This is a genomic window from Citreimonas sp. (assembly GCF_042096055.1).
GTDB lineage: Bacteria > Pseudomonadota > Alphaproteobacteria > Rhodobacterales > Rhodobacteraceae > Citreimonas.
This window is the reverse complement of record NZ_JBELMH010000070.1, coordinates 1-10,621: the sequence shown is the minus strand read 5'-3', so window position 1 is coordinate 10,621 and position 10,621 is coordinate 1. Positions and strand designations below refer to the sequence as shown.

General features: G+C 70.0%; 10 protein-coding genes. 9 read left to right on the top strand and 1 reads right to left on the bottom strand.

What is annotated here, in order from left to right; genetic code table 11:
* Nucleotides 1–216 precede the first annotated feature (216 nt).
* The gene (gene yghU / locus ACFDTC_RS14040; protein WP_375259509.1) at nucleotides 217–1,083 is read left to right on the top strand and encodes a glutathione-dependent disulfide-bond oxidoreductase; all 867 of its coding nucleotides are present in this window, start codon (nucleotides 217–219) and stop codon (nucleotides 1,081–1,083) included.
* Between the two features lie 176 nt (nucleotides 1,084–1,259).
* On the opposite strand, the gene ACFDTC_RS14035 is transcribed toward yghU, so the two are convergent.
* Nucleotides 1,260–1,979: a DUF1428 domain-containing protein gene (locus tag ACFDTC_RS14035; protein ID WP_375259508.1), complete on the bottom strand. Its 720-nt coding sequence runs from the start codon at nucleotides 1,977–1,979 to the stop codon at nucleotides 1,260–1,262.
* 196 nt (nucleotides 1,980–2,175) lie between these two features.
* Here ACFDTC_RS14035 and ACFDTC_RS14030 point away from each other — a divergent pair, with 196 nt between their 5' ends.
* The 8 genes from ACFDTC_RS14030 to ACFDTC_RS13995 all read left to right on the top strand — a co-directional run.
* Nucleotides 2,176–2,664, top strand: coding sequence for a PepSY domain-containing protein (locus ACFDTC_RS14030; protein ID WP_375259507.1), 489 nt, complete (start codon nucleotides 2,176–2,178; stop codon nucleotides 2,662–2,664).
* Between the two features lie 165 nt (nucleotides 2,665–2,829).
* Nucleotides 2,830–3,966 (top strand): MHYT domain-containing protein, encoded by a 1,137-nt coding sequence (locus ACFDTC_RS14025; RefSeq protein WP_375259506.1) that lies wholly within the window; start codon nucleotides 2,830–2,832, stop codon nucleotides 3,964–3,966.
* A gap of 175 nt (nucleotides 3,967–4,141) precedes the next feature.
* Nucleotides 4,142–4,996, top strand: coding sequence for an FAD binding domain-containing protein (locus tag ACFDTC_RS14020; protein WP_375259505.1), 855 nt, complete (start codon nucleotides 4,142–4,144; stop codon nucleotides 4,994–4,996).
* A gap of 10 nt (nucleotides 4,997–5,006) precedes the next feature.
* On the top strand, nucleotides 5,007–5,498 hold the full coding sequence (locus tag ACFDTC_RS14015) for a (2Fe-2S)-binding protein (RefSeq protein ID WP_375259504.1): 492 nt from the start codon (nucleotides 5,007–5,009) through the stop codon (nucleotides 5,496–5,498).
* Nucleotides 5,495–7,909: an aerobic carbon-monoxide dehydrogenase large subunit gene (locus tag ACFDTC_RS14010; protein ID WP_375259503.1), complete on the top strand. Its 2,415-nt coding sequence runs from the start codon at nucleotides 5,495–5,497 to the stop codon at nucleotides 7,907–7,909. The genes ACFDTC_RS14015 and ACFDTC_RS14010 overlap by 4 nt, the downstream gene beginning before the upstream one ends.
* Before the next feature lie 48 nt (nucleotides 7,910–7,957).
* On the top strand, nucleotides 7,958–8,836 hold the full coding sequence (locus ACFDTC_RS14005; RefSeq protein ID WP_375259502.1) for an AAA family ATPase: 879 nt from the start codon (nucleotides 7,958–7,960) through the stop codon (nucleotides 8,834–8,836).
* On the top strand, nucleotides 8,833–10,014 hold the full coding sequence (locus tag ACFDTC_RS14000) for a VWA domain-containing protein (RefSeq protein WP_375259501.1): 1,182 nt from the start codon (nucleotides 8,833–8,835) through the stop codon (nucleotides 10,012–10,014). The genes ACFDTC_RS14005 and ACFDTC_RS14000 overlap by 4 nt, the downstream gene beginning before the upstream one ends.
* Nucleotides 10,015–10,019: 5 nt before the next feature.
* A partial coding sequence (locus ACFDTC_RS13995; RefSeq protein WP_375259500.1) for an XdhC family protein occupies nucleotides 10,020–10,621 on the top strand: 602 nt, incomplete at its 3' end.

The following is a 10,621-nucleotide window of genomic DNA, read 5'->3' as shown; positions in this document are numbered from 1 at the left end:
CCACAGCCCGGCCGCGTGCAGCGCCCGCCGGCGCAGCGTCGGCGAGGGCTGGCCGTCCGGCCAGACGGCGGCTCCGAGGACAAGGGCGACGGGTCTGCGATCCATCCCTGCAGCAAAGCACAGCCCCTGCGCGGACGAAAGCGGCGCGCGTGCCTCTGGCGTTCCGGCGGCGCATGCTTAGGTTCTGGGGAAACTCCACCAAGAAGGATCGCCGCGATGACCGAAGCCTACACCCCGCCGAAAGTCTGGACCTGGGACGCCGAGAGCGGCGGACGCTTTGCCTCGATCAACCGACCCATCGCCGGGGCCACGCACGACAAGGTCCTGCCGCACGGCCAGCATCCGTTCCAGCTCTACAGCCTCGCCACGCCGAACGGGGTCAAGGTCACGGTGATGTTCGAGGAACTGCTGGCCGCCGGGCACCGCGGCGCGGAATACGACGCCTGGTTGATCAAGATCGGCGACGGCGACCAGTTCGGATCGGGCTTCGTGGGGGTCAACCCGAACTCGAAGATCCCGGCGCTGATCGACCGCTCGGGCGGTGATCCGGTGCGGGTGTTCGAATCCGGCGCGATCCTGCTGCACCTCGCCGAGAAGTTCGGCGCCTTCCTCGGCGCGCCCGAGAAGCGGGCCGAGATGCTGTCGTGGCTGTTCTGGCAGATGGGCAGCGCGCCCTACCTCGGCGGCGGGTTCGGACATTTCTACGCCTATGCGCCCGAGCCGATGGAATACCCGATCAACCGCTTCACGATGGAGGTGAAGCGCCAGCTGGACGTGCTGGACCGCAACCTGGCGGACCGGGCGTTCATCACCGGCGAGGATTACACGATCGCCGACATGGCGATCTGGCCGTGGTACGGCAACCTGGCGCTGGGCCGGCAATACGACGCGGGCGAGTTCCTGGACGTCCAGAGCTACGAGAACGTCCAGCGCTGGGCGAAGGAGATCGACGCGCGGCCGGCGGTGCAGCGGGGCCGGATGGTCAACCGGACCTTCGGCGAGCCCCACGAGCAGCTTCACGAGCGGCACGCGGCTGAGGATTTCGAGACTCGGACCCAGGACAAGATCGGCGACAAGGGGTGACCCGCACGCGCGGCCGGCACCCCGGGGACGGGGGCCGGCCGCGCGGTGTCCCACGATGGGACATGCAAGCGCCCTAGCAATATCAATGGCTTGCAGAGACGCTTTTACGAATCCTTAGGATTCACGCCTCCGCGGCGCGGGCGCACTACCCGCCGCGGGGGCGTTTTTTCAGCCGCTCAGGCGCCGGAATCGAAGACCGGCTCGAACCCGCCCCACATCATGCGCATGCCGTCGAACGGCATCTCGGGCATCTCGGCCTCACTCATCTCGGCCTCCATCGCGGCGCCGGCGGCGAGGCAGGTGGCGCGGTCGGGCCAGGCGATCCAGCTGAAGACGGGCACCTCGCCCTCTTCGGCGCGGATGGCGCGATAGAAGTCGGTGCGCTTGCCGTGCGGCACGTCCTCGCCCCAGGCCTCGACCACGCCGAGCGCGCCATGCGGCTTGAAGATCGACCAGCCCCATTCCGCCATGTCGACATAGGCGGATTTCTTTCCTTCGGGCACCGCGAGCAGGAAGCCCTGGTAATGCGGCGCGCCGGAATGGCTGCCCCGCTCGAGCACGGGCGCGAAGCCGCCGAAGATCATCCGGCTGCCGTCGAAGGGCATCGGCGGCAGCGCCTTCATGGCCGGGTCCGCGTCGATCGCCGGCCAGGCGGCATCGGCGGTGGCGCGGTCGGGCCACTCGATCCAGGAAAAGACGACGCTTTCGTCCCCGGTCGCCTCGACCGCTCGGTAGAAGTCGGTGACCGTGCCGTGCGGCACGTCGGTGCCCCAGGTTTCGATCATGCGCGTGGCGCCGTGGGCGTGGAACAAAGGCCAGGCAGCGGCCGCGTGGTCGACGAAGGCCTGCCTGTTGGCCGTGGGAACGGCCTGGATGGTACCGGTGTAATAGGCCATGTCGCGCTTCCTTTCATCGCGTGCGAGTGCGGACCCGCCGCGAATCCTGCGCCCGGTCGCGGACAAAGGCAATTCGTCTTGCACGAACGGCGCCCGTCGCGGGCCTGCGCGGGGCGGGAAACCTTTCCCGCCGCGCCGGGTTTCCCCGATAGCCCGGCCCGTGCGGTGCCGGGGCCCAGAACGAACGGAGATCACCATGCGACATTCCCTTCCCCTCATCATGGCCGCCGCGGCGCTGGCCGCAGGGCCGGCCCTGGCCCAGGACGCGCCCGAAACCGTCGGCATGGCGCGCGCGATCGAGGCGGCGCAGGGCAGCGTCGCGGGCGGCGTGCTCGAGGCCGAGCTGGAGACCGAGGGCGGCATCCGCGTCTACGAGATCGACATCGTGCAGGGCGGCGACGTCTACGAGGTCAGCGTCGACGCCCAGAGCGGCGAGGTCGTCTCGCAATCCGAGCAGCGGCTGGACAGCTTCGTCAGCGGCATCTTCCAGGACGAGGAACTGCAGGCGGCCGAGGCTGCGAGCGGCATGCTGGTCGAGGCGCTGACCGGGCTGGAGCAGGACGGCGCGCGGATCGAGGAGCTGGAACTCGACGACGAGGACGACCGCTGGGTCTACGAGATCGAGATGGACGGCGGCGGCGAGTATCACCTCGACACCGGGACCGGCGAGCTGGTCGAGGACTGACGCGGACCGGCCGGGCAGGGCGCGTGATCCTGCCCGGCCGACCGGGTGCTGCGTGGCCGCGCTGCATGGCCGCGCATCATTGTTGCGCGACGGGCGGACGACATTGATGGATTGTGCACGGGTTTCGTGTATCAAGCGGCAGGTCCTTGGGAGAGCGGCCGCGGGATGCATGAACACGCGCACGACCCGATCCTCGTGATCGCCTCGCTGGCGGTCGCGCTGATGGCGGGATTCACCGGTCTGACGCTGACGCGGGGGGCCGCGGGCCTGCCGGTGCCGCAGCGCAAGGCGGTGGTGGCGATGTCGGCGATCGTGCTGGGCGGCGGCGTCTGGTCGATGCATTTCGTCGCCATGCTGGGCCTGCGCCTGCCGGTGCCCTTCTACTACGACGCGCTGACGACGATGATTTCGGCCCTGACGGCGATCCTGATCGTCGGGCTGGGCCTGATGCTGATGCATTTCGGCGCGCGCAGCCCGCGGCGCATCCTGGTGGCGGGCGTGCTGGTGGGCGTGGGCATCCCGGCGATGCATTACATCGGCATGTCGGGGATGCGCATGGCGATCCCGGTCTACACGGTGGCGGGCATCGCTGTCGCGGTGGCGATCTCGATCGCGCTGAGCGTGGCGGCGTTCTGGCTGGCCTATGCGGGGCGGGACCTGCGCAACATCCTGTCGGGCACGCTGGGCTTCGGCATCGCGGTCTTCGCGGTGCATTTCGTGGCGATGGCGGGCACGTCCTTCGTGCCCGACCCGGGCGCGCGCGGCGGCGGGCCGGGGCTGGACAACGCGACGCTGGCCTTCGGGGTGACGCTGGCGGCGTTCCTGATCTCGGCCGCGTTCATCATGACCGGCGTGACCTTCAACGAGGCGGCGGCCGTGGCGGGCGCGGGGCCGGTGGCCGCACCCGTGCCGTCGCCCGAGCCGCCCGGCGTGGCCGAGGCGCCGCCGCCGCCCTCCGAGGCGGACCCGGCCTACCGCATCCCCTACGAGCGCGAGGGCCGCATCCGCTTCGTCGGGATCGAGGACGTCGCGGCGATCCGCGCCGAGGGGCATTACACGGTGCTCTATTTCGGCGACAGCAAGGCGCTGTGCCCCTGGTCGATCTCGGAGAGCGCGCGGCGGCTGCCGGGTGGCGACATGATCCGCACGCATCGCAGCTACATCGTGAACCGCCGCCATGTCAGCGGGTTCGAGCGCAAGAAGGACACCGGCGTGGTGTTCTTCGAGGACGTGCCCGCCATCGCCAAGGCGCCGGTCAGCCGGGCGCGGCTGAACGCGGTGCGCGACCACCTCGGCCTCTGACCGCCTCGCGCCCCGAGTCGCCGGGCGCGGGCCTTCGCTGCACCTGCATACGCCGTTCGTGAACACCGGTTCGCCGTTCGTGCAGCGGTCCGCGCCGGTTGTGCGACGGCATATCGCGGCATGCAATTCGTGACCGAGACTTCCCCCGCCGGAGGACCGGCGCAGGGAGGAGCACATGATACCATCCGCTTTCGAATACCACCGGCCGGCGGATGTCGCCGGGGCGGTGAAGCTGCTGGCCGAGCTGGGCGACGATGCCCGCGTGCTGGCCGGGGGGCACAGCCTGATCCCGATGATGAAGCTGCGCATGGCCGACCTGGAACACCTGGTCGACCTCCAGGCGGTGCCCGAGCTGAAGCAGGTCTCGGTCGCGGACGGCACGGTGACGCTGGGCGCGATGGTGACACAGCACGACCTGATCGCCAGCGAGGAGCTGTTCGCCGCGGCTCCGATCCTGCGCGAGACCGCGCTGCAGATCGCCGACCCGCAGGTGCGCTACATGGGCACGATCGGCGGCAACGTCGCCAACGGCGATCCGGGCAACGACATGCCGGGGCTGATGCAGTGCCTGGGCGCGACCTATGTGCTGGAAGGCCCCGAGGGCCGGCGCGAGGTCGCGGCGCGCGACTTCTACGAGGCGGCCTATATGACCGACCGCGCCGACGACGAGATCCTGGTGCAGGTGCGCTTTGCGGCGACGCAGGGCGGCTACGCCTACGAGAAGCAGAAGCGCAAGATCGGCGACTACGCCACCGCGGCCGCCGCCGTGCTGATCGAGGCCGAGGGCGGCACGGTGACGTCCGCCTCCATCGCCATGACCAACGTCAGCGACACGCCCGTCTGGTCCGAAGCCGCCGCGCAGGCGATCACCGGCACGAGCTGCGACGAGGCCGCCGTAAGTGCCGCCGTCGAGGCGATGCTGGCCGACATCGACCCGCAGGAGGACAACCGCGGGCCCATCGCATTCAAGCGCCACGTGGCCGGCGTGATCCTGTCGCGCGCCATCGCCCGCGCGTTCCAGCGCGCCTGAGGAGACTGACATGAGCAAGATGCACATCAAGATGACGGTGAACGGCCAGAAGAAAGAGCTTCTGTCCGAACCGCGCCAGCTGCTGATCCACGTGCTGCGCGAGGAGCTGGGCATCACCGGCCCGCATATCGGCTGCGAGACGTCCCATTGCGGCGCCTGCACGGTCGAGATGAACGGCAAGTCGGTGAAATCCTGCACCGTCTTCGCGGCGCAGGCCGACGGCGCCGAGGTGACGACGATCGAGGGGCTGGGCAACCCGGACGGGCTGCACGTGCTGCAGGAGATGTTCAAGGAGCATCACGGGCTGCAATGCGGCTTCTGCACGCCGGGGATGATCACCCGCGCGCACCGGCTGCTGCAGGAGAACCCGAACCCGACCGAGGAGGAGGTGCGCTTCGGCATGTCCGGCAACCTGTGCCGCTGCACCGGCTACCAGAACATCGTGAAGGCCATTCTCGCCGCTGCGGCGGAAATGAATTCTGCCCGGGAGGCGGCACAATGAAGGATTTCGAGGATCGCGAAGAGCGCGTCGAGAAGCTCAAGGGCCTCGGCTGCGCGCGCAAGCGGGTCGAGGACGCGCGCTTCACGCAAGGCAAGGGCAACTACGTCGACGACCTGAAGCTGCCGGGCATGCTGTTCGGCGATTTCGTGCGCTCGCCATACGCCCATGCGCGGGTCAAGAGCATCGACGCCTCGGCCGCGCTGGCGCTTCCGGGCGTGATCGCCGTGCTGACGGCCGAGGATCTCAAGCCGCTCAACCTGCACTGGATGCCGACGCTGGCCGGTGACAAGCAGATGGTGCTGGCCGACGGCAAGGTGCTGTTCCAGGGCCAGGAGGTCGCCTTCGTGGTGGCCGAGGACCGCTACATCGCCGCCGACGCGATCGAGCTGGTCGAGGTCGATTACGAGGACCTGCCCGTCATCGTCGACCCGTTCGAGGCGCTGACGACCGATGTGGTGCTGCGCGAGGATCTGGACACCGCGACGCCCGGCGCCCACGGCGCCCGCCGCCACCACAACCACATCTTCCTGTGGGAGGAGGGCGACAAGGAAGCCACCGAGCAGGCGATCGAAAGCTCGGAGGTCGTGGCCGAGGAGATGGTGTACTACCACCGCACCCACCCCTGTCCGCTGGAAACCTGCGGCTGCGTCGCGTCGATGGACAAGGTCAACGGCAAGCTGACGCTGTGGGGCACCTTCCAGGCGCCGCACGTGGTGCGCACGGTCGCCTCGCTTCTGTCGGGGATCGCCGAGCACGACATCCGCGTGATCAGCCCGGATATCGGCGGCGGCTTCGGCAACAAGGTCGGCGTCTACCCCGGTTACGTCTGTTCCATCGTCGCGTCCATCGTCACCGGCAAGCCGGTGAAGTGGATCGAGGACCGGATGGACAACCTGATGGCCACCGCCTTCGCCCGCGACTACTGGATGAAGGGCCGCATCAGCGCCACCAAGGACGGCAAGATCACCGGCCTGCATTGCCACGTGACCGCCGACCACGGCGCGTTCGACGCCTGCGCGGATCCGACCAAGTTCCCCGCCGGGTTCTTCCACATCTGCACCGGGTCCTACGACATCCCCGTGGCCTACGTGGGCGTCGACGGCGTCTACACCAACAAGGCGCCGGGCGGCGTGGCCTATCGCTGCTCGTTCCGCGTGACCGAGGCCGCGTATTTCATCGAGCGGATGATCGAGGTCCTGGCGATCGAGCTGAACATGGACGCGGCCGAGCTGCGGCGGAAGAACTTCATCCGCGCCGACCAGTTCCCCTACCACTCGGCGCTGGGCTGGGAATACGACAGCGGCGACTACCACACGGCCTGGGACAAGGCGCTGGCGGCGGTGGACTACGAAGGCCTTCGCAAGGAACAGGCCGAGCGGGTGGAGGCGTTCAAGCGCGGCGAGACGCGCACGCTGCTGGGCATTGGCCTCACGCATTTCACGGAAATCGTGGGCGCCGGGCCGGTCAAGAACTGCGATATCCTCGGGATGGGCATGTTCGACAGCTGCGAAATCCGCATCCACCCCACCGGGTCGGCCATCGCGCGGCTGGGCACGATCAGCCAGGGGCAGGGCCACGCCACGACCTTCGGCCAGATCCTGGCGTCGGAAATCGGCATCTCGTCGGACATGATCACGATCGAGGAAGGCGACACCGACACGGCGCCCTACGGCCTCGGCACCTACGGGTCGCGCTCGACCCCGGTGGCGGGGGCGGCGGCGGCCATGGCGGGGCGCAAGATCCGCGCCAAGGCGCAGATGATCGCGGCCTACCTTCTCGAGGTGCATGACGGCGATCTGGAATGGGACGTCGACCGCTTCGCGGTCAAGGGCGCGCCCGAGCGGTTCAAGACCATGACCGAGATCGCCTACGCCGCGTACAACCAGGCCATCCCGGGCATCGAGCCGGGGCTGGAGGCGGTCAGCTACTACGACCCGCCCAACATGACCTACCCGTTCGGCGCCTATATCTGCGTGATGGAGATCGACGTGGACACCGGCGAGCACAAGATCCGCCAGTTCTACGCGCTCGACGATTGCGGCACGCGGATCAACCCGATGGTGATCGAGGGCCAGGTCCACGGCGGCCTGACCGAGGCGCTGGCCATCGCGATGGGCCAGGAGATCGCCTACGACGACCTGGGCAACTGCAAGACCGGCACGCTGATGGACTTCTTCCTGCCCACGGCCTGGGAGACGCCGCACTACACCACCGACCACACCGAGACGCCCAGCCCGCATCACCCGATCGGCGCCAAGGGCGTGGGTGAAAGCCCGAACGTGGGCGGGGTGCCGGCCTTCTCGAACGCGGTGCACGACGCGTTCCGCGCCTTCGGGCTGCGGCAGGCGCACATGCCTCACGATCACTGGCGCGTCTGGAAGATCGCGCACGATCTGGGCCTGCACGGCTGAGGGGTCCGCGTCCGGCTTCGGCCGGGCGTGGCGCCAGGGAGGGGCGACATGGACGAGTGGAAGACACTTCAGGACGAGTTGGCCCGAAAGGGTTACGTCGCCTCTCCCGACCTGGCGATGGCGCTTCACCTCGCCATCGCGCTGGGCCGGCCGCTGCTGCTGGAAGGCGCGGCCGGTGTCGGAAAGACGGAAATCGCCCGCGCGCTGGCGCAGGCGCGCGACACGCGGCTGATCCGGCTGCAATGCTACGAGGGGCTGGACGCCGCGCAGGCGATCTACGAGTGGAACTACCAGAAGCAGCTGTTGTCGATCCGTGCCGCGGCCGAGGACGGCGAGGGCGCCAAGGCCGCCGAGGCGCGCATCTTCTCCGAGGCGTTCCTGCTGGAGCGGCCGCTGCTGGCCGCCATCCGGCAGAACGTGGCCCCGGTGCTGCTGATCGACGAGATCGACCGCGCCGACGAGGAATTCGAGGCCTACCTGCTGGAGGTGCTGTCGGACTTCGCCATCACGGTGCCCGAACTGGGGACCATCCAAGCGGTGACGCGGCCGCACGTGATCCTGACCTCGAACGGCACGCGCGACCTGTCGGACGCGCTGCGGCGGCGGTGCCTTTACGCGCATGTTGACTACCCCGACCGCGAGACCGAGATGGCGATCCTGCGTGCCCGCGCGCCGCAGGTCGAGGCGCGGCTGGCGACGCAGATCGTGGGCTTCGTGCAGGCGGTGCGGAAGGAGGACCTCGAGAAGGTCCCCGGCGTCGCCGAGATGCTGGATTTCGCCGCCGCGGTGGCGGGGCTGGGCCTGTCGGACCTGAGCGACGACCCGGCGGTGCTGCACGTGGCGCTGGCCACGCTGCTGAAGACGCAAGGCGACCGCGCGGCGCTGCCGCCCGAGGTCGCCGCGCGCCTGGCGGGCAAGGCGGCATGAGCCGCGTCACCCGCTTCGCCGCGCGCGACCCCGGCATCGCCGCGCGCCTGACCGGGTTCCTGGCGCATCTGCGCGTGCACGGCTTCGCGCTGGGCGTACGAGAGGCGGAGACCGCATTGCAGGCGCTGGGCCATGTCTGCGTGGCTGATCCGGCGATGACGCGGCTGGCGCTCAAGGCCGTCTGCGCCGGCCGCGCCGAGGAGATCGCGCGCTTCGACGCGCTGTTCGACGCCTTCTGGCTGAACGAGGGCCGGGTACGCGAACGCGTCATGCCCACCGCGCGATCCGACAGGACGACGCGCAGCACCCTCGAGGACGGGACCGTGCGCAGCACCGGCACCGGCCGCGCCGACAGCCCCGAGCGGGACGACGGCGAGGGCGAGACCGAGGCCGAAGGCAGCGGCGAACTGGTCGCGTCCGACCTGCGCAACCTGATGAAGAAGGACCTGCGCGACGTGGTCTCTCCGGCCGACGTGGCCGAGGCCGAGGCGGTCGCGCGCCGGCTGGGGGCGGCGCTGCGGGACCGCCGCTCGCGCCGTCGTCGCGCGGCGCGCAAGGGCGCGGGCGTCGACTTTCGCCGCACGATCCGCCGCAGCCTCGCCACCGGGGGCGAACCTTTGCAGCTTGCGCGCAGGACGCGGCCCGACCGGCCGGTGAAGATCGTCGCGCTGGCGGACGTATCGGGGTCGATGACGCTGTACGCCCGCCCGTTCCTCGCGTTCCTGTCGGGGCTGATGCGCGCCGATCCGGACACCGACGCGTACCTGTTCCACACCCGGCTGGTGCGGATCGCCGACGCGCTGCGCGACCCCGACCCGCTGCGCGCGCTCAACCGGCTGACGCTGCTGTCGGACGGGTTCGGCGGCGGATCGAAGATCGGCGAGGCGCTGGACCATTTCGCGCGCACCTACGCGCGGCGCGCGGTGGACGGCCGCACCGTCGTGCTGATCCTGTCGGACGGCTACGACAGCGCCGACCCCGACCGCATCGGCGCGGCACTCGGCCGGCTGCGGAAACGCGGCTGCCGGATCGTCTGGCTGAACCCGCTGAAGGGCTGGGACGGCTACGCGCCGGTCGCGCGCGGCATGGCCGCCGCCTTGCCGCATCTCGATCTTTTCGCGCCCGCGGGCACGCTGGCCGACCTCGACGCCCTCGAACCGGAGCTTGCAAGGATATGACCCTGATGTCCGCGATGCCCTTTCCCGTCGACCGCAAGGTGCAGTCCGCCATCGACCGGCTGATGCGCGCCGAGACGCCCTTCGCCGTGGCGACCGTGATCCGAACGCTGGACGCCACCGCCGCCAAGCCCGGCGCGCGGGCGCTGCTGGACGCGACCGGCGCGGTGGTCGAGGGCTGGATCGGCGGCGGCTGCGCGCGCGCCGCGGTCGCCCGCGCGGTGCGCGAGGCGATCGAGACCGGCCAGCCGCGGCTGATCTCGCTTCAGCCCGAGGAATTGCTGGAAGCCAGCGGCGTGTCGGCGGGCGAAGAGCGGCAGGGCGTGCGCTTTGCCCGCAACGGCTGTCCCAGCAAAGGCTCGATGGATATCTTCGTCGAGCCGGTGCTGCCGCGCGCGCGGCTGGCGATCTGCGGCGCCAGCCCGGTGGCGCAGGCGCTGGCCGAGCTGGCGGGCCGCTTCGATTTTCACCGCACGCTGTGCGCGCCCGACACCACGCCCGAGGCGATGCCCGAGGTCGACGCGCACCGCGACGCCTTCGACGCGCCCGAGGCGGGGTTCCTGGTGATCGCGACGCAGGGCAAGGGCGACATGGACGCGCTGCGCGCCGC